Below are 17,601 nucleotides of genomic sequence, written 5' to 3' on the forward strand. Positions count from 1 at the left end.
AGCGCGAGGAGTGAGCCGGGTTTGCGAGCCCCGCAGTCGCGAGCAAAGGTAGTGCCGTGAGCCGGCGCTTCCGCGTTCCCCGGCCGCGTACCGCCGCCGGACGGGTCGCCGGAGTGCTCGGCGCCGCCGTCGGCGTCGCCGCGGCAGGGCTCGCCGCGGGCGTGGTGAGCGAGCGGGTCCTGATCCGCCGCCTCAAGGTCGACCCCGCCGACCGGTACGCCGACGAGCTCTTCGGTCAGCAGCGGTACGACGAGGCGTACCGGCTGGAGATGCCGGACGGCACCGACATCCACGTGGAGGTGGTCGAGCCGACCCGGCCGGTCGCCGGGCACCCGACCGTGGTGCTGGTGCACGGCTTCTGCCTGGACATGGGGACCTTCCACTTCCAGCGCGAGATGCTCGCCGCCCGGGGCGACTACCGGGTCGTCGCGTACGACCAGCCCGGGCACGGCCGCTCCGGGAGGCTGGAGACCGGCGAGTACGACCTGGCCACGCTGGGCCGGACCCTGCGCCGGGTGCTCGACGAGGTGGCGCCGGAGGGGCCGCTGGTGCTGGTCGGGCACTCGATGGGCGGTATGACGATCATGGCGCTGGCCGAGCTCTACCCGGAGCTGTTCGGCGAACGGGTGGTCGGCACGGTGCTGATGGCCACCTCGGGCGGCCTGCTCGCCGAGACCAAGCTGGTGGCGCCCGCGCTGCTCGGCCGGGTCGGCGCGCCGGTGCTCTACATGATGAGCAACGCCGCCCGGTACGGCGGCACAGTGATCGACAAGGCGCGCAAGTCCACCTCCAACGTCGCCTGGCTGCTGACCCGCCGGTACGGCTTCGGCACCGCGAAGCCCAGCCCGGCCCTGGTGTCGTACGTCGAGACGATGAACTCGCGGACCTCCGCCGACACGGTCACCCGCTACCTGCGCACGCTGGCCACCCACTCCCGGTTCCCGGCGCTGGCCGCGCTGGCCGGCACGCCGGTGCTGGTGATCGTGGGGGACAAGGACATGCTCACTCCGGTGACCCACTCCGAGGAGATCGTCCGCCGGCTTCCGCACGCCGAGTTCGTGAAGATCCACGACAGCGGGCACGTGGTGATGCTGGAGCACGCCGACGAAGTGAACGCGGCGCTGGAAGGCTTTCTTGAGGAACTCTGATCCTGGAGGCGCGTTGACCGTCGTGGTGGAGCTGAAGACGGTCGACGACACCCGCGAGTTCGGCCGCCGGCTGGCCCGGGTGCTGCACGCCGGTGACCTGCTGCTGCTCAGCGGCCCGCTGGGCGCCGGGAAGACCGCGCTGACCCAGGGCATCGGCGCCGGCCTCGGGGTACGCGGTGACATCACCTCGCCGACCTTCGTGATCGCCCGCGTGCACCGGCCGGACCCGGCGCGGGGCGGGCGGGTCACCCTGGTGCACGCCGACGCGTACCGGCTGGGGGACGCGGCCGACCCGCGTGCCGAGATCGACGACCTGGACCTGGACGCCTCGGTGGACGAGGCGGTGACCGTGGTCGAGTGGGGCGAGGGGATGGTCGAGCAGTTGGTCGACGCCCACCTGCGGGTCCGGATCGACCGGCGGGAGGACGACACCCGGGTGGTCGCGCTGGAGCCGATCGGCGGCGACTGGGCGGAGCGGCTGGCCGCCCTCGACTGACGGCTGTCGTACCCAGTGCCTACAGTGCCCCGGACCGATCAGACCCGCGAAAGGTTGCCGATGCCCGACGACGCCCCCACCCTCGACCTGCTGGCGCTGCTTCCCGACGCGTGGCGGACGGTGCTCACCCCGCACCTCGACCCGGCCCGCACCGCAGCACTCACCGAGTTCGTCGCCCGGGAGTACTCGAGCCGGACCGTCTTCCCGCCGGTCGAGGACCTGTTCTCCGCGTACCGGCTGTGCGGGCCGGCGGAGTGCCGGGTGCTGATTCTCGGGCAGGACCCGTACCACAAGGTGGGGCAGGCGCACGGGCTGAGTTTCAGCGTGCGCGAGGGGGTGACGGTCCCGCCGTCGCTGCGCAACGTCTTCAAGGAGTTGGGCGAGGACCTGGGGGTGCCGAAGCCGCGCAGCGGCAACCTGACCGGCTGGGCAACGCAGGGCGTGCTGCTGCTCAACTCGGTGCTCACCGTCCGGCAGGCCACCCCTGGCTCGCACGCGAAACAGGGGTGGGAGGAGTTCACCGACGCCACCATCCGCGCCCTGGACGCCCTCGACCAGCGGGTGGTCTTCCTGCTCTGGGGCGGGTACGCCCGCAAGAAGGCCGCCCTGGTCACCAATCCGCAGCACGTCGTGCTGGAGGCGGGCCACCCGAGCCCGATGAACCCGCACGGCTTCCTGGGCAGCCGCCCGTTCAGCGCGGCGAACAAGGCCCTGGTCGACGCCGGCCTGCCCACCATCGACTGGGAGCGCTCAGCCGGCTGACCCGGTCCTCGCCCCGCTCGATGCGAGCGACCCCGCCCTGGCTGAGCCCGGCCAGGTCGGCCAGCGCCAGCTGGGTCAGTTGTCGGCGCTCCCGCTCGTGCCGGACGGCGGTGGCGATCTGGCGGGCCAGGCGGCTCTCGGACATCAATGGATGATGACGAAGAGTCTTGAGCGATATGCCTCTCAGTCATATCTATGCCGCAGAGGCAAATCGCTCCCGGGTGATGTGCTTCCCGGCTGGCGTCACCGTCGGTAGCGAGGCGTCCCTGGGCACGGGAGGTGGCCCGGCCCGAATCGGCGGCGCGGGGCGGCGGCGGTGGGCTTCCGCCCGCCGTCCGACCCGGACAGGCCGTGACCGGCCGTGATCGGAGGGCGGCTAGGCTGGCATACCGTGCTCGTACTCGTGGTGGACTCCTCGACGCCCGCGGTGACCGCGGCCCTGATCGAGGTCTCGGCGGACGGTGTCGTGGCCCGCGCGCAGCGGTGCACGGTCGACGCCCGGGCGCACGGGGAGCTGCTCGCCCCGCAGGTCGACGCGGTGCTGGCCGACGCCGACGCCCGCCCCGGCGACCTGGCCGCGATCGTCGCGGGGCTCGGCCCGGGGCCGTTCACCGGGCTGCGGGTCGGCCTGGTGACCGCCGCCACGATGGGGCAGGTGCTGGCCATCCCCACGTACGGTGTCTGCTCGCTGGACGGCATCGGCCACCCGGTGGCCGCCGGCGAGCCGGTGCTGGTCGCCAGTGACGCGCGGCGCCGCGAGGTCTACTGGGCGGTCTACGACGGCGCCGGCCAGCGGATCGCCGGGCCGAACGTGGACAGCCCCGCGGTCGCCGCCGAGCGGGCCCGGGGCCTGGCCGTCACCGTCGCGGTCGGCGACGGTGCCCACCGGTACGCGGACGTCCTCGGCCTGCCGCTGCGGGCCGAGCCGCGCTACCCGGACGCGACCGCGCTGGCCCGTCTCGCCGCCGAGCGGATCCGCGCGGGCGCTCCGGGCGAGTCGCTCACCCCGCTCTACCTGCGTCGTCCGGACGCCGTCGCGGCAACCGGCCACAAGCCGGTCCTGCCGTGACCGGGGTACGGCTGGGCCGCTTCCGCTGGTGGCACATCGATCAGGTGCTGCCGATCGAGGCGGACCTCTTCGGCGTCGAGCAGTGGTCCCCGGCGATGTTCTGGAACGAGTTGGCCAACCGGCACTTCTACCTGGTCGCGACCGACGACCGCGACACAGTGCTCGGTTACGCCGGGCTGATGGTGGCGCCGCCCGACGAGGCCTGGGTGCAGAACATCGCGGTACGCCGGGACGCACAGCGCCGGGGGGTCGGCCGGGCGCTGCTGGAGGCGCTGCTCGCCGAGGCGGCCCGGCGCGGCACCCGCAGCACGCTGCTGGAGGTCGCGGCGGACAACGCCGCGGCGCAGCGGCTCTACGCGACGTACGGCTTCGAGCCGATCGGCGTGCGGCGCGGCTACTACCAACCGAGCAACACCGACGCGCTGGTCATGCAGCGCAACGAGGACTGACGAGCATGGCTGACGAACCACTGATCCTCGGCATCGAGACCTCCTGCGACGAGACCGGGGTCGGCATCGTCCGCGGGCACACCCTGCTCGCCGACGCGCTGGCTTCGAGCGTCGAGGAGCACGCCCGGTTCGGCGGCGTCGTGCCCGAGGTGGCCAGCCGCGCCCACCTGGAGGCCATCGTGCCGACCATGGACCGGGCGCTGAAGCAGGCGGGGGTGACGCTCGCGGACATCGACGCGATCGCGGTCACCTCCGGGCCCGGCCTGGCCGGCGCGCTGCTCGTCGGGGTCGCCGCAGCCAAGGGGTACGCCGTCGCCGCCGAGAAGCCGGTGTACGGGGTGAACCACCTCGCCGCGCACGTCGCCGTGGACACCCTGGAGCACGGTCCGCTGCCCGAGCCGGCGATCGCCCTGCTGGTCTCCGGCGGGCACTCGTCGCTGCTGCGCGTCGACGACCTGGCCCGGGGCGTCACCCCGCTCGGCGCCACCATCGACGACGCGGCCGGCGAGGCGTTCGACAAGGTGGCCCGCCTGCTCGGGCTGCCGTTCCCGGGTGGCCCGTGGATCGATCGGGAGGCGCGGGCCGGCGACCCGGAGGCGATCGCCTTCCCGCGCGGGCTGACCGCCGCCAAGGACCTGGTCGCCCACCGTTACGACTTCTCCTTCTCCGGTCTGAAGACCGCGGTGGCCCGCTGGGTGGAGGCCCGGCAGCGGGCCGGCGAGCCGGTCCCGGTGGCCGACGTGGCCGCGTCCTTCCAGGAGGCGGTCTGCGACGTACTGGTCGGCAAGGCCCTTGACGCCTGCCGGAGCAGCGGGATCGACACGCTGGTGATCGGCGGTGGGGTGGCGGCCAACTCGCGACTGCGGGCGATGGCCGAGCACCGGGCGGCCAAGCACCACATCCGGGTCCGTACGCCCCGCCCGAACCTGTGCACCGACAACGGCGCGATGGTGGCCGCGTTGGGCTCGCACCTGGTCGCCTCGGGCGTCGCGCCGAGCCGCCTCGACCTGCCCGCCGACTCGGCGATGCCGCTGACCGTGGTCAGCGTCTGACCGGGAGGGACCGACGTGATCGTCCGGATGTGGGAGGCGAAGGCCGAGACGTACGGTTTCGCCGACCTGATCACCTGGGTGTGCGAGACCGCGCTGCCCGACTTCGAGCACGACCCGCTGCACCTGTCCAGCGAGGTGTTCTCGTCCACCGACCACCGGCTGGTGGTGATCTCGAAGTGGCGGAGCAACCCGCGTGCCCTGCCGGATCCACCGCCGACGCTGGTCGCCCGTCCACCGCACTCCTGGGACTTCACCCAGGTCGACCGCTGACCCGGCACTGTCGGCGACCGGCGGGAATTGGTTGGCGGGGCCCGGTGCGGAGCACCTAGCGTCGGGGCGTCATGCGTTTCTCACCGGCCGGTGATCCCGGCACCCCCGACGCCCGGTCCGCCACCCGTTACCTGCTCTGGCTGGCCGGGCGACACCCGCTGATCTTCGGCGCCGGCCTCGCGCTCGGCGTCGTCTGGATGGTGACGCAGGCGCTGATGCCGGCCGTCGTCGGGCAGGCCGTCGACGCCGGCCTGGCCCACCGCGACCCGGACGCCCTGCTGCGCTGGGGGCTCGTGCTGCTCGGGCTGGGCGTTCTCCAGGCCACCGCCGGCATCCTCCGGCACCGCTTCGCGGTGCACAACTGGCTCGGCGCCGCGTACCGGACCGTGCAGGTCGCGGTGGACGCCACCAACCGGCTCGGCGCCGCACTGCCCCGCCGGGTCGCCGCGGGCGAGGTGGTCAGCATCGGTACGGCCGACATCGAGCACATCGGCGGTGCCATCGACATCACCGCCCGGGGCACCGGCTCGGTCGTGGCGATCGTCACCGTGGCGACGATCCTGCTCACCGCGTCCCTGCCGCTCGGGCTGGTCGTGGTGCTCGGCGTGCCGCTGCTGATGGGGCTGGTGGCGTTGCTGATCCGGCCGCTGCACCGGCAGCAGGCGGCGTACCGGGACTCGACCGGCCGGCTCACCGCGCGCGCTGCCGACATCGTCTCCGGGCTACGGGTGCTGCGCGGCGTGGGCGGGGAACCAGTGCTGGGCGCCCGCTACCGGGAGCAGTCCCAGGCGCTGCGCGCCGACGGCCTGCGGGTGGCCCGGGTGGAGTCGCTTCTCCAGGCGGCGCAGATCCTGCTGCCCGGCGTCTTCCTGGTGCTGGTGACCTGGCTGGGGGCCCGGTTCGCGCTGGCCGGCGAGATCAGCGCCGGTCAGCTCGTCGCGTTCTACGGCTACACCGCCTTCCTGGTCAGCCCGCTGCGCACCCTCACCGAGGCGGCCGACAAGCTGACCCGGGGGCACGTCGCCGCCCGCCGGGTGGTCCGGCTGCTCCGCCTCGCCCCGGAGTTCACCGACCCGGCCCGCCCGGTGCCGCTGCCCGACGGGCAGGGGAAGCTGGTGGACGTCCGGTCGGGGTTGGTGCTGCGGCCGGGCCAGCTGACCGCGCTGGCGGCCACCGACCCCGAGGACGCGGCCGAGATCGCCGACCGGCTCGGCCGCTACGTCGATGGGGACGTGACGCTGCACGACGTACCGCTGCGCGACGTGGCACTGGCGACGGTGCGCGAGCGGATCCTGGTGGTCGACAACGACGCACAACTCTTCAGCGGCCCGCTGCGGACGGAACTGGACCCGCACGACCGGGGCGACCGGGCGGCGGTCGAGGCGGCGCTGGTCGCGGCCGGCGCGACCGACATCGTCGAGGCGCTGCCCGACGGGCTGGACAGCCGGGTGGCCGAACGCGGCCGGGAGTACTCCGGCGGGCAGCGGCAGCGGCTCCGGCTGGCGCGGGCGCTGGTCGCCGACCCGGAGACGCTGATCCTGGTCGAGCCGACCAGCGCGGTGGACGCGCACACCGAGGCGCGGATCGCCGACCGGCTGGGTGCCGCGCGGGCCGGCCGGACCACGCTCGTCTGCACCACCAGTCCGCTGGTGCTCGGCCGCGCCGAGCACGTGGTGTTCGTGGAGGACGGCAAGGTGGTCGCGGAGGGCCGCCACGAGGAACTGCTCGCCGCCGAGCCGCGCTATGCGGCCACGGTGAGCCGAGAGGAGGACCGGTGAGCGCCGCCGCCCTGCCCGTCGCCGACGCCGGCCAGGTCCGCCGGTACGCCCGCGCCCTGGTCCGCCGGCATCCGCGCGGGCTGGCCGCCGTGCTCGGCCTGCACGCGCTCGCCGCGGCCGCGGGCCTGGTCGCGCCCCGGCTCCTCGGCGACCTGGTGGAGGGGATCTCGCGGGGCGTCGGCAGCGTCACCGTCGACCGGATCGCGCTGGCCATCGCCGGTTTCGTGGTCGCCCAGTCGGTGCTGGTCCGCCTCGCCCACCTGGCCTCGGCCCGGCTCGGCGAGCGGGTCCTCGCCGAGCTGCGCGAGGAGTTCGTCGAGCGGGTGCTCGCCCTGCCGCTGGCCACGGTGGAGCGCGCCGGCACCGGCGACCTGCTCACCCGCACCTCCCGGGACGTCGCCGCGCTGTCCCGGACGGTGCGGTTCGCCGTGCCGGAGACGCTGATCTCGGCGGTCACCGTGCTGCTGATCCTCGGCGCGTTGCTGCTGACCGGCCCGCTGCTGGTGCTGCCCGCGCTGCTCGCGGTCCCGGTGCTGGTCGCCGGCACCCGCTGGTACCTGCGCCGGGCGCCGGAGGGCTACCTGCGGGAGAACGCCGCGTACTCGGACATCACCGATGGCATCAGCGAGGTGGTGGAGGGGTCCCGGACCACGGAGGCGTTGCGCCAGCAGGCCCGCCGCCGGGCCCGCACCGACGCCGACATCCGCCGGTCGTACGCGGCCGAGCGGTACACCCTGTACCTGCGTACGGTCTTCTGGCCGGTGGCCGAGTTCGGGTACGTCGTACCGGTGGTGGCCACCCTGCTCATCGGTGGCTGGTTCCACCTCAAGGGCTGGGCCAGCCTCGGGCAGGTCACCGCCGCCACCCTCTACGCCCAGCAGCTGGTGGACCCGGTCGACCGGCTGCTCGCCTGGCTGGACGAGCTTCAGGTGGGCGGCGCCTCGCTGGCCCGGCTGCTCGGGGTGGCGGCCGAGCCCGCCGCCGATCCGGCCGACGCTCCGGCGGCACCCGCCGATCGGGGGCCGGTGCGGGGTGCCGGCCGGCTGGCCGCAAACGACGTCCGGTACGCGTACCGGACGGGGCATGACGTGCTGCACGGCGTGACGCTGGTGCCCCGGCCGGGCGAGAAGCTGGCCATGGTGGGTCCGTCCGGCGCGGGAAAGTCGACGCTGGGGCGGCTGCTGGCCGGGGTGCACCCGCCCCGCACCGGCTCGGTCACCGTGGACGGCCGTCCGCTCACCGGGCTGCCCCTGGCCGAGCTGCGGAGCCACGTGGCGCTGGTCAGCCAGGAGCACCACGTCTTCATCGGCACCCTGGCCGAGAACGTGGCGATGGTCCGGCCCGACGCGGAACCGGCCCAGGTACGCGCCGCGCTGGCCGCCGTCGACGCGTTGAGCTGGGCGGAGGCGCTGCCGGACGGGCTGGACACCCAGGTCGGGGCGGGCGCGCACCCGCTCTCGCCCGCCCAGGCGCAGCAGCTCGCGCTGGCCCGACTGGTGCTCGCCGACCCGCACACGCTGGTGCTGGACGAGGCCACCTCGCTGATCGACCCACGCGCCGCCCGGGCGCTGGAACGCTCCCTGGCCGCCGTGCTGGCCGGCCGGACGGTCGTCGCGATCGCGCACCGCCTCTTCTCCGCGCACGACGCCGACCGGGTGGCGGTGGTGGAGGACGGCCGGATCACCGAGCTGGGCCCGCACGACGAACTGGTCGCCGCCGACGGCTCGTACGCCGCCCTCTGGCGCTCCTGGCACGGCTGAGAAGGTCAGCCGACGTCGAGCGGGTCGGCGAGGAGGCGCTCGAAGGCCAGCTCGGCGGCCCCGATCAGTGCCGCGTCCTCGCCCAGCGTCGGGGTGCGCAGCCGCACGTGTTCCAGGCAGGCGGGCAACCCGTTGCAGTTGAGCCGGCTGCGGACCTGGGCGGCGGCGGCCAGGTAGAGGTCGCGCATGGTGCCGCCGAAGATGACCATCTCCGGGTTGAAGATGTTGACCAGGTTGGCCACGCCGAAGCCGAGCCAGTCACCGGCCTGCCGGACGGCGGCCTGGGCGCGGGCGTCACCCCGGTTGGCCGCGTCGTAGACGGCCAGCAGCGCGTCCGGACCCCGGGCGTCGGAGCGACCGGCGGCGCGGAGGAGGCCGTGCTCGCCGATCTCGGTCTCCCAGCAGCCCCGGCGGCCGCACTCGCAGCGGGCCCCGTCGCGGACCACCACCATGTGGCCGACCTCGCCGCTGTAGCCGCCGTGCCCGGTGAGCCGCCGGCCGCCGGCGATGATGCCGGCCCCGACACCGACGTCCCCGTACAGGTAGATGACGTTGTCGCAGCCGGCCGCGACGCCCCGGGCGTGCTCGGCGAAGGCGGCCACGTCCGCCACGTTGCCGACGGTGATCGGCACGTCGGTGCCCAGTTCGGCGGCGAGCGCCGCGCCGATCGGCTCGTCCACCCAGCCGGTGGTCGGGCTCAGCCGGACCAGGCCGTCCTCGCGGCGGACCATGCCGCAGACCGCGACCCCGGCACCGACGCAGATGGCGTCGGGCGGCACCGACTGGTGCATCTCCTTGACCGCGCCGGCCAGCAGCGGCGCGGCCTCCCCGGCGACCAGGTTCCGCGGCCGGTCCATCTCCCGGCGGTCGAGCACCGCACCGCCGAGCCCGACCCGGGCGGCCCGCAGCCGGTCCACCTCCACGCTGTACGCGTACGCGTAGATCCGGGCCGACTCGGGCCGGACGACCAGCGACGGTCGTCCGGCCCGACCGGTCTCCTTCGGCGTCCCCTCGCTGACCAGACCGGCGCCGGCCAGGTCGGCGGTCAGCGCGCCGATGGTGCTGCGGTTCAGCCCGAGGGCGGTGGTCAGCTCGGCGCGGCTGGTGGCGCCGTGCACGTGCACGTAACGCAGCAACGCACCCAGGTTCTGCCGTCGGATCTCGTCCTGGCTCGGTCCTGTGCGCATTGCCACTGCCATCTCCGTAAGCGGTTCAGCGGGTGCCGGTGGCGGCGGCCCGCCGCCGGGTCAGCGCGTCGATGGTGGCGGCCCCGAGCAGGACGATGCCGGTGACCACGTATTTGACGCCCGAGCTGTATCCCATCAGGCCCATCCCGTTGGCAATGACGGCGATCACCGCGCCGCCGAACACCGCGTCGAGTACCCGGCCCTTGCCGCCGAAGAGACTGGTGCCGCCGATGACGGCCGCCCCGACGGCGTAGAGCAGGACGCTGCTGCCACCGGTGTTGGGGTCGACCGAGTTGGCCCGGCTGGCCGCCACGATGCCGCCGACGGCCGCCATGCCGGAACAGATCACGAAGACCGAGATCCGGATCCGGTCGACGTTGATGCCGGCGCGGCGGGCCGCCTCCCGGTTGCCGCCGACGGCGTAGACGTGCCGGCCGTAGGTGGTGCGCTGGAGCACGAAGGTCCAGACGATCAGCAGTACCGCGATGATCGGCACCACGATCGGCATGCCCTTGAGCGAGGTGATCAGGACGTTGCGGCTGCGCTCCAGGTTGAGGATGAAGACCGCTATGCCGAGGACGAGAGCCAGCGTGCCGACCCGGGCGAAGACCACGGCGATCGGGTCGGTCAGCAGGCCGCGGGCGGAGCGCTGGCGGTGCCGGAGCAGCTGGGCCGCCGCGTAGCCGGCGACGCCGAGGGCGGCGAGCAGCCAGCCGACCGCCGGGGGGAGGTTCCGGTTGGCGATGGCCAGCAGCACGTCGTCCCGCACCGAGATGTTCGCGCCCTCCTTCATGAGCATCAGCGCGATGCCCTGGAAGGCGAGGAAGCCGGCGAGGGTCACCACGAAGGAGGGGATGCCGACCTTCGCCACCAGGAAGCCGAGGACCGTGCCGATGACCACGCCGGCGGCGACGGCGGCGAGCACCGCGAGCCACCAGGGGTAGCCGAACGTGGTCACCACGTTGGCCAGGACGGCGGCGCAGACCCCGCTGGCGTAGCCGGCGGAGAGGTCGATCTCGCCGAGCAGCAGGACGAAGACCAGCCCCATCGCGATCAGGATGATCGCCGCGCCCTGGGTGAACAGGTTGGCGAAGTTGCCGGCGGTGAGGAACGACGGCCGCGCGATCGAGAAGATGGCGGCGAGCACGACGAGCATGCCGACGGCGGGGAGCGCGCCGATGTCGCCACCGAGTACCCGGCGCCAGTAGTTGTGGAGGTGGCTGCCGACGGTGGGGGCCGGCGCGACGGCGGCCGGCCCTTCGTTCTTGACGGCGGTGCTGGTCATCGGACGGCTCCTGGGGTGGTGTCGGCGGGCTCGGCGCCGTTGCCGTTGCTGCCCGGGGCCGAATCGGCGGGGAGGCCGAGGCTGCCGGAGCGGCCGGCGGTGATCAGCTCGACCACCTGCGAGTGGGTGATGTCGGTGGTCTTCACCTGGGCGACCATCTGGCCGAGGTAGAGCGCGGCGATCCGGTCGGAGACGGCGAAGACGTCGTTCATGTTGTGCGAGATGAGTACCACCGCCAGGCCGTTGTCGGCCAGCCGGCGGACCAGCTCGAGCACCTGGGCCGTCTGCGCGACGCCGAGCGCGGCGGTCGGCTCGTCCAGGATGACCAGTTTGCTGTTCCAGAGCACCGCCTTGGCGATCGCCACGGTCTGGCGCTGACCGCCGGAGAGGCTGGAGACGTGCTGGCGCAGCGACCTCACGGTACGGACGCTGAGCCCGGCCAGGGTCTCCGCGGCCATCTGCTCCATGGTCGGCTCGTCGAGCACGATGCCGCTGCGCCTCTCCCGACCGAGGAACATGTTCTGCACGATGTCGAGGTTGTCGCAGAGCGCGAGGTCCTGGTAGACGACCTCGATGCCGAGCGCGGCGGCGTCCCGGGGGCCGTTGACGCTCACCGGCCGGCCGTCGAAGAGGAACTCGCCGGCATCCGTGGGGTAGATGCCGCTGATGCACTTGACCAGGGTCGACTTGCCGGCACCGTTGTCGCCGACCAGCGCGGTCACCTCACCGGCGTGGGCGGCGAAGGCGACATCGCGCAGCACCTGGACGGGACCGAAGCTCTTGTCGATCCCGCGTAGCTCCAGCAGAGGGGTTGCGGACACGGGGTTCTCCTTTGGGCGGAGGAGGGGAGGTCTCGGATCCCGTCCGGCGTGAACGCCGCCCGGCACGGGTGTCCCGTGCCGGGCGGCGCCGCCTGAAGCGGGGTAAGGAAGGTCAGCTGATGCCGGCGTCGCTGCAGAGCTTGGCGTACGCCCCGGCGCAGAGTTCCTCCTTGGTCACGTAGCCGTCGTCCACGACGTCCTTGACGTTGTCCTTGTAGATCGCCTTCGGGGTCAGCAGCACAGCCGGCACGTCCCGGCCACCCTCCGGGTCCTTGACGGTCTGGCCGGTGTCCTTCTTCTCGCCCTTGGCGAGCCCGATGGCCAGCGCGGAAGCGGCGTCGGCCTCCTGCTTGATCGCCTTGTAGACGGTCATGCACTGGTCGCCGGCGAGGATGTTCTGCAGCCCCTGGGCGGTGGCGTCCTGGCCGGTCACCGGGACTTTGCCGTTGAGCTTGTTCTTCTTCAGCACCGAGATGGCCGCGTTGCCGAGGCCGTCGTTGGCGGCGAGCACCCCGTCGATCTTGCCGCCGGCCTTGGTGAGCTGCTGCTCGAAGATCGTGGCGGCCTGGGCGTTGTCCCACTCCGGCACCGAGTCGTCGGCGGCCTGGGTGTACTCCTTCGAGTCGAACTTCGGCTTGAGCACCGAGTCGTACCCGTTCTTGAACAGCGTGGCGTTGTTGTCGGTCGGCGAGCCGTTGAGGTAGGCGATCGCCGGGTTCTTGGCGCCCTTGTCGGTCAGGCACTTGACGAGGCCCTCGCCCTGGAGCTTGCCGACCGCCTCGTTGTCGAAGCTGACGTAGTACTGCGCCGAGCCACCCAGGGTGAGCCGGTCGTAGTCGATGGTGGCGACACCCTGGGACTTGGCCTTGTCCAGCACGGCCTTGCCGGTGCCGGAGTCCAGGTTGACGATCATCAGGACGGTCACGCCGTTGGTGATCATCTGGTCGGCGATGGTCTGGAAGGCGGTCTTGTCGTTCTGGGCGTTCTGGATGTCGTACTCGACGCCGGCGGCCTTGAACGCCTCCTCCAGGTACTTGCGGTCCGCGGTCTCCCAGCGGGCGGAGGACTTGCTGTCCGGGAGGATCACGCCGATCTTCGACTTCTTGTCGGACGAGCCACCGGCCTGGTTGGAGCCGCCGTTGTCGCCACAGGCGGTCATGCTGCCGGCGGCCAGCAGGCCGACGGCGGCGAAGGTGAGGAAGCCCTTGCGCATGTGCACGGGTCCTTTCCGGGGTGGGGGAGTTCTGGTCGGTGTTTGTTGTGTCCGGCAACGTATTTCGTGCCGGAATGGGTGCGCAAGGCTGCCGAGGTCGGAAGTTTGTTGGCGGCGGTAACAATTCAGCAACGCCACTGTCACCCGGTCGGCGCCCTGCTGAGAGCGCTCCCCCGGGTGACCTCGGGAAACGCTGTCGATCGTCCCTGCCGGACGGTCAGCCGGCGGCGATCGGCGCGGTGACGGCGTCGGTCAGCGCGACCAGATCCGCCGGGGAGAGTTGCAGTTGCAGGCCCCGGCGACCCGCCGAGACGTAGACGGTCGGGTGGTCCAGCGCGGACGAGTCGACCACTGTGGGCAGCCGCCTGCGTTGGCCGAGGGGGCTGATTCCACCCCGGACGTAGCCGGTGGCCCGCTCGGCGACCGCCCGATCCGCCATGGTCGCCCGCTTGCCGCCGGCCGCCGCGGCGAGGGCCTTGAGGTCCAACTCCCCGGTCACCGGTACCACGGCCACGGTGAGCCCGCCGTCGACCTCGGTGACCAGCGACTTGAACACCCGCTCCGGCGGCACCCCGAGGGCTGCCGCGACCAGCGCGCCGTAGTTCGGCGCGTCCGGGGAGACGTCGTACGGGTGGGTGCTGTGCGTGATCTTCCGCTTCGCCAGCAGCGCCGTCGCCGGAGTGCCCTGTCCCGCCATGCCCGACAAGCTATCCCCGCCCCGGTCGGCAGGCGAGTCGAAATCCGTGCTCAGGCCGTTACCGGCCGGCAGATCAGCACGGTGGGCGCGCCGGCCACCCGGGTCAGCACCAGGCTGGCCGCCGTGTCGCCGGCCAGCTTCAGGTCCCGGCGCAGTTTCTCCGGCTCCAGCGCCGAGCCGCGCTTGAGGATCTCCACCCGGCCGACCCGCCGTTCCCGCAGCAGGGCGCGCAGCCGCTTCAGCGAGAACGGCAGCACGTCGGTGATCTCCAGGCAGCGGGCGTACGGCGGGCGGGTCGGGGTGTCCGAGTAGAGGTAGGCGATGGTCGGGTCGGCCAGGGTGGCGTCCAACTCGGCAGCCAGCTCGGCGAGCAGGTGCGCGCGGACCACCGCCGGGTCCGGGTCGTACAGGAACCGCCGTACCGGTCCGACCGGGGCGTCGGTGTCGCCGGCGCCGGTGAGCTGATGACAGGGGATCCCCGCTCCACCGGAGGCGCCGGTAAGGGCCCCTTGCTTCTCGCGCAGCAGGGTGGCTCGGCGAGGGATCTCGGCCAGTGCGCCGCACCAGAGCGCGGCCTCGACCAGGTCGCCGTCCACGCTGACCCACTCCGCCTCGGCACCCGCCGGGATCAGCGCGTGGTCCAGGCCGGGGGCCACCTTGACGACGGTGCGCGGCACCCGCTCGGCCAACCCGGTGACGAAGTCCCACGGGGGCGAGTAGGCGTTCGGGTCGAAGATCCGACGGCCGGTGCCGGCCGCCCGGCGTGCCGGGTCGCAGAAGACCGCCTCGACCCGGGTGACGTCGAACGCCGTCGCGTCCCCGCACTCCACGGTGAACAGTTCGGCCAGCCCGGCCGCCTCGGCGTTCGCGGCCGCCATCGCGGCGGTCACCGGGTCGGCCTCCACGCCGTGGACCCGGATGCCGGCGCGGGCGGCGGCGAGCGCGTCGGCGCCCAGGCCGCAGCCCAGGTCGGCGAGGGTGCGCACGCCGGCGGCGCGCAGCCGCGCGGCCCGCCGGTCGGCGACCACCCGGCGGGTGGCCTGCTCCAGCCCGGCGCGGGTGAGGAACATCGCACCGACCTCCGGCCCGAACTTGCCGCCCGCCCGGCGACGCAGCTCGGCCTGGGTGAGGGCGGCGGCGGCCAGCCCGGCCGAGAATCCCGCCGAGCGGAGCCGGGCCGCCGCGGCCAGCGGATCGCCGCCGGCGACCTCGGTGGCCGCCGCGAGCGCGTCCGTCCCCTCGGGGGTACGCAGAGCGGCGAGCTGGTCCAGATCCACCCGGCCATTGTCCCGGCAATGCGCGACGCGCCGGGCTGCGGGTTGGCACTCTCCTTGACGGAGTGCTAGCCGAGGAATAATCTGCGGTTAGCACTCTCGCCATGAGGGTGCCAACGCCCGGGCCCTGGTGCCCGGGAGTTGAACGCCAGGCGGACCGGCACCCGCGACGACGGCCCCGCCCGGTGGCATGTGGCAGATTGACGCCGGTCGGCTCGCCGTCCGGTAACGACACCAAGTACCCCAGGAGGGTATGCCCGTGACTACCGCGACCAAGGTTGCGATCAAGCCGCTCGAGGACCGGATCGTGGTCCAGGCGAACGAGGCTGAGACCACCACGGCGTCGGGCATCGTGATCCCCGACACCGCCAAGGAGAAGCCGCAGGAGGGCACTGTCCTCGCTGTCGGCCCGGGCCGGATCGACGACAAGGGCAACCGCGTGCCGATCGACGTGAAGGTCGGCGACACCGTCCTCTACTCGAAGTACGGCGGCACCGAGGTCAAGTACGCCGGCGAGGAGTACCTGGTGCTCTCCGCCCGCGACGTCCTCGCGGTCATCGAGAAGTAAGCAACCGATCAGTGTCGTTGCCCCGGTCCGGCTCGCCGGGCCGGGGCAACGTCGCTTCGAAGGGATACTGATGGCGAAGATCCTGAGCTTCTCGGACGACGCCCGACACCTGCTTGAGCACGGTGTCAACGCCCTCGCCGACGCGGTCAAGGTCACTCTCGGCCCGCGCGGGCGCAACGTCGTCCTGGACAAGAAATTCGGTGCGCCCACGATCACCAACGATGGCGTGACCATCGCCAAGGAGATCGAGCTCACCAACCCGTACGAGAACCTCGGCGCGCAGCTGGTCAAGGAGGTGGCGACCAAGACCAACGACGTCGCCGGCGACGGGACCACCACCGCGACCGTGCTGGCCCAGGCGATGGTCCGCGAGGGCCTGCGCAACGTGGCCGCCGGGGCCAACCCGACCGGCCTCAAGCGGGGCATCGACGCGGCGGCCGGCAAGGTCTCCGAGGCGCTGCTCGACCGGGCGGTCGAGGTTTCCGGCAGGGAGTCGATCGCGCACGTCGCGACGATCTCCGCGCAGGACGCCACGATCGGCGACCTGATCGCCGAGGCGATGGAGAAGGTCGGCCGCGACGGTGTCATCACCGTCGAGGAGGGCTCCGCGCTCATCACCGAGCTGGAGGTGACCGAGGGCCTGCAGTTCGACAAGGGCTTCATCTCGCCGAACTTCGTCACCGACGTGGAGGGGCAGGAGTCGGTCCTGGAGGACCCGTACATCCTGATCACCACGCAGAAGATCTCGGCCATCGAGGAGCTGCTGCCGCTGCTGGAGAAGGTCCTCCAGAACAACAAGCCGCTGCTGATCGTCGCCGAGGACGTCGAGGGCCAGGCGCTGTCCACGCTGGTGGTCAACGCGATCCGCAAGACCCTCAAGGTCTGCGCGGTCAAGGCCCCCGGCTTCGGTGACCGCCGCAAGGCGATGCTCCAGGACATGGCGATCCTCACCGGTGCCGAGCTGGTCGCCCCAGAGCTGGGCTACAAGCTCGACCAGGTCGGCCTGGAGGTGCTCGGCACCGCCCGCCGGGTGGTGGTCGACAAGGAGACCACCACCGTCGTCGACGGTGGCGGCCAGGCCGCCGAGGTCGCCGACCGGGTCGCCCAGATCCGCAAGGAGATCGAGGCCTCGGACTCCGAGTGGGACCGGGAGAAGCTGGCCGAGCGGCTGGCGAAGCTCTCCGGCGGCATCGCCGTGATCAAGGCGGGCGCGGCCACCGAGGTCGAGATGAAGGAGCGCAAGCACCGCATCGAGGACGCCATCGCCGCGACCAAGGCCGCGGTCGAGGAGGGCACGGTCCCGGGTGGCGGCGCCGCCCTGGCCCAGATCCTGCCGGTGCTCGATGACGACCTGGGCTTCACCGGCGACGAGAAGGTCGGCGTCTCGATCGTGCGCAAGTCGCTGGTCGAGCCGCTGCGCTGGATCGCCCAGAACGCCGGCCACGACGGCTACGTGGTGGTGCAGAAGGTCGCCGGCCAGGAGTGGGGCCACGGCCTCGACGCCGCGGTCGGCCAGTACGTCGATCTGGTCAAGTCCGGCATCATCGACCCGGTGAAGGTGACCCGCAACGCGGTCACCAACGCCGCCTCGATCGCCGGCCTGCTGCTCACCACCGAGAGCCTGGTGGTGGAGAAGCCGGAGAAGGCCGAGCCGGCCGCCGCCGGCGGGCACGGCCACGGTCACGGCCACCAGCACGGCCCGGGCTTCTGATCCCACGCCGTACGGCCTGAGTCAGGGCACACCGCGTCGGCGGTGTGCCCTGACCCGTATC

At 72.8% G+C, this 17,601-nt stretch carries 18 protein-coding genes; 11 read left to right on the top strand and 7 right to left on the bottom strand.

Annotated elements, in window-relative coordinates; genetic code table 11:
• Nucleotides 1–56: 56 nt before the first annotated feature.
• The 3 genes from ACNAVT_RS07820 to ung are packed head-to-tail and all read left to right on the top strand — an operon-like array spanning nt 57 to nt 2,406.
• A complete protein-coding gene (locus tag ACNAVT_RS07820; RefSeq protein WP_416294220.1) occupies nt 57–1,148 on the top strand; it encodes an alpha/beta fold hydrolase in 1,092 nt (363 codons plus the stop codon).
• Between the two features lie 13 nt (nt 1,149–1,161).
• Nucleotides 1,162–1,644, top strand: a complete 483-nt coding sequence (gene tsaE / locus ACNAVT_RS07825) for a tRNA (adenosine(37)-N6)-threonylcarbamoyltransferase complex ATPase subunit type 1 TsaE (RefSeq protein ID WP_416294222.1) — start codon at nt 1,162–1,164, stop codon at nt 1,642–1,644.
• A 60-nt stretch (nt 1,645–1,704) separates the two neighbouring features.
• Entirely contained in the window at nt 1,705–2,406 is a 702-nt protein-coding gene (gene ung, locus ACNAVT_RS07830) for a uracil-DNA glycosylase (protein WP_416294224.1), read from the top strand.
• Here the strand turns inward: ung and ACNAVT_RS07835 are convergent.
• The gene (locus tag ACNAVT_RS07835) at nt 2,336–2,551 is read right to left on the bottom strand and encodes a helix-turn-helix domain-containing protein (protein WP_416294226.1); all 216 of its coding nucleotides are present in this window, start codon (nt 2,549–2,551) and stop codon (nt 2,336–2,338) included. The genes ung and ACNAVT_RS07835 overlap by 71 nt on opposite strands.
• 246 nt (nt 2,552–2,797) lie before the next feature.
• Between ACNAVT_RS07835 and tsaB the strand changes: the two genes are divergently transcribed.
• The 6 genes from tsaB to ACNAVT_RS07865 all read left to right on the top strand — a co-directional run bounded on the left by tsaB (nt 2,798) and on the right by ACNAVT_RS07865 (nt 8,784).
• Nucleotides 2,798–3,475: a tRNA (adenosine(37)-N6)-threonylcarbamoyltransferase complex dimerization subunit type 1 TsaB gene (gene tsaB / locus ACNAVT_RS07840; RefSeq protein ID WP_416294228.1), complete on the top strand. Its 678-nt coding sequence runs from the start codon at nt 2,798–2,800 to the stop codon at nt 3,473–3,475.
• The gene (rimI, locus tag ACNAVT_RS07845; protein WP_416294230.1) at nt 3,472–3,924 is read left to right on the top strand and encodes a ribosomal protein S18-alanine N-acetyltransferase; all 453 of its coding nucleotides are present in this window, start codon (nt 3,472–3,474) and stop codon (nt 3,922–3,924) included. The genes tsaB and rimI overlap by 4 nt, the downstream gene beginning before the upstream one ends.
• Nucleotides 3,925–3,929: 5 nt before the next feature.
• On the top strand, nt 3,930–4,976 hold the full coding sequence (tsaD, locus tag ACNAVT_RS07850; RefSeq protein ID WP_416294232.1) for a tRNA (adenosine(37)-N6)-threonylcarbamoyltransferase complex transferase subunit TsaD: 1,047 nt from the start codon (nt 3,930–3,932) through the stop codon (nt 4,974–4,976).
• 15 nt (nt 4,977–4,991) lie between these two features.
• Complete coding sequence (locus tag ACNAVT_RS07855; protein ID WP_416294234.1) at nt 4,992–5,246, top strand: hypothetical protein; 255 nt, start codon at nt 4,992–4,994, stop codon at nt 5,244–5,246.
• A 71-nt stretch (nt 5,247–5,317) separates the two neighbouring features.
• Nucleotides 5,318–7,024, top strand: coding sequence for an ABC transporter ATP-binding protein (locus ACNAVT_RS07860; RefSeq protein ID WP_416294236.1), 1,707 nt, complete (start codon nt 5,318–5,320; stop codon nt 7,022–7,024).
• On the top strand, nt 7,021–8,784 hold the full coding sequence (locus tag ACNAVT_RS07865; protein WP_416294238.1) for an ABC transporter ATP-binding protein: 1,764 nt from the start codon (nt 7,021–7,023) through the stop codon (nt 8,782–8,784). The genes ACNAVT_RS07860 and ACNAVT_RS07865 overlap by 4 nt, the downstream gene beginning before the upstream one ends.
• Before the next feature lie 5 nt (nt 8,785–8,789).
• Here ACNAVT_RS07865 and ACNAVT_RS07870 read toward each other — a convergent pair whose 3' ends face one another.
• The 6 genes from ACNAVT_RS07870 to ACNAVT_RS07895 all read right to left on the bottom strand — a co-directional run bounded on the left by ACNAVT_RS07870 (nt 8,790) and on the right by ACNAVT_RS07895 (nt 15,264).
• Nucleotides 8,790–9,971 (bottom strand): ROK family protein, encoded by a 1,182-nt coding sequence (locus tag ACNAVT_RS07870; RefSeq protein ID WP_416294689.1) that lies wholly within the window; start codon nt 9,969–9,971, stop codon nt 8,790–8,792.
• Between the two features lie 25 nt (nt 9,972–9,996).
• Nucleotides 9,997–11,256 carry a sugar ABC transporter permease gene (locus tag ACNAVT_RS07875; protein WP_416294239.1) on the bottom strand — a complete coding sequence of 420 codons (1,260 nt, stop codon included), beginning with the start codon at nt 11,254–11,256 and terminating at the stop codon, nt 9,997–9,999.
• Nucleotides 11,253–12,077, bottom strand: a complete 825-nt coding sequence (locus ACNAVT_RS07880; protein WP_416294241.1) for an ATP-binding cassette domain-containing protein — start codon at nt 12,075–12,077, stop codon at nt 11,253–11,255. The genes ACNAVT_RS07875 and ACNAVT_RS07880 overlap by 4 nt, the downstream gene beginning before the upstream one ends.
• 112 nt (nt 12,078–12,189) lie before the next feature.
• Complete coding sequence (locus ACNAVT_RS07885) at nt 12,190–13,290, bottom strand: sugar ABC transporter substrate-binding protein (protein ID WP_416294243.1); 1,101 nt, start codon at nt 13,288–13,290, stop codon at nt 12,190–12,192.
• Nucleotides 13,291–13,507: 217 nt separating this feature from the next.
• Nucleotides 13,508–13,987 (bottom strand): Cys-tRNA(Pro) deacylase, encoded by a 480-nt coding sequence (gene ybaK / locus ACNAVT_RS07890; RefSeq protein ID WP_416294244.1) that lies wholly within the window; start codon nt 13,985–13,987, stop codon nt 13,508–13,510.
• Between the two features lie 50 nt (nt 13,988–14,037).
• Nucleotides 14,038–15,264, bottom strand: a complete 1,227-nt coding sequence (locus tag ACNAVT_RS07895; RefSeq protein ID WP_416294245.1) for a THUMP-like domain-containing protein — start codon at nt 15,262–15,264, stop codon at nt 14,038–14,040.
• Nucleotides 15,265–15,514: 250 nt separating this feature from the next.
• On the opposite strand from ACNAVT_RS07895, the gene groES reads away from it, so the two are divergent.
• The gene (groES, locus tag ACNAVT_RS07900; RefSeq protein WP_018222648.1) at nt 15,515–15,829 is read left to right on the top strand and encodes a co-chaperone GroES; all 315 of its coding nucleotides are present in this window, start codon (nt 15,515–15,517) and stop codon (nt 15,827–15,829) included.
• A 70-nt stretch (nt 15,830–15,899) separates the two neighbouring features.
• Nucleotides 15,900–17,540, top strand: a complete 1,641-nt coding sequence (gene groL / locus ACNAVT_RS07905; protein ID WP_416294246.1) for a chaperonin GroEL — start codon at nt 15,900–15,902, stop codon at nt 17,538–17,540.
• Nucleotides 17,541–17,601 lie beyond the last annotated feature (61 nt).

The organism is Micromonospora sp. SL4-19 (assembly GCF_047921475.1).
Taxonomy (GTDB): domain Bacteria; phylum Actinomycetota; class Actinomycetes; order Mycobacteriales; family Micromonosporaceae; genus Micromonospora.

Excerpts from the sequence above, each read along its gene's own strand:
- ung (WP_416294224.1), top strand. The coding sequence starts at position 1,705 with ATGCCCGACGACGCCCCCACCCTCGACCTGCTGGCGCTGCTTCCCGAC.
- ACNAVT_RS07835 (WP_416294226.1), bottom strand. The coding sequence starts at position 2,551 with ATGTCCGAGAGCCGCCTGGCCCGCCAGATCGCCACCGCCGTCCGGCAC.
- tsaD (WP_416294232.1), top strand. The coding sequence starts at position 3,930 with ATGGCTGACGAACCACTGATCCTCGGCATCGAGACCTCCTGCGACGAG.
- ACNAVT_RS07860 (WP_416294236.1), top strand. The coding sequence starts at position 5,318 with ATGCGTTTCTCACCGGCCGGTGATCCCGGCACCCCCGACGCCCGGTCC.
- ACNAVT_RS07870 (WP_416294689.1), bottom strand. The coding sequence starts at position 9,971 with ATGCGCACAGGACCGAGCCAGGACGAGATCCGACGGCAGAACCTGGGT.
- ACNAVT_RS07875 (WP_416294239.1), bottom strand. The coding sequence starts at position 11,256 with ATGACCAGCACCGCCGTCAAGAACGAAGGGCCGGCCGCCGTCGCGCCG.
- ACNAVT_RS07885 (WP_416294243.1), bottom strand. The coding sequence starts at position 13,290 with ATGCGCAAGGGCTTCCTCACCTTCGCCGCCGTCGGCCTGCTGGCCGCC.
- ybaK (WP_416294244.1), bottom strand. The coding sequence starts at position 13,987 with ATGGCGGGACAGGGCACTCCGGCGACGGCGCTGCTGGCGAAGCGGAAG.
- groES (WP_018222648.1), top strand. The coding sequence starts at position 15,515 with ATGCCCGTGACTACCGCGACCAAGGTTGCGATCAAGCCGCTCGAGGAC.
- groL (WP_416294246.1), top strand. The coding sequence starts at position 15,900 with ATGGCGAAGATCCTGAGCTTCTCGGACGACGCCCGACACCTGCTTGAG.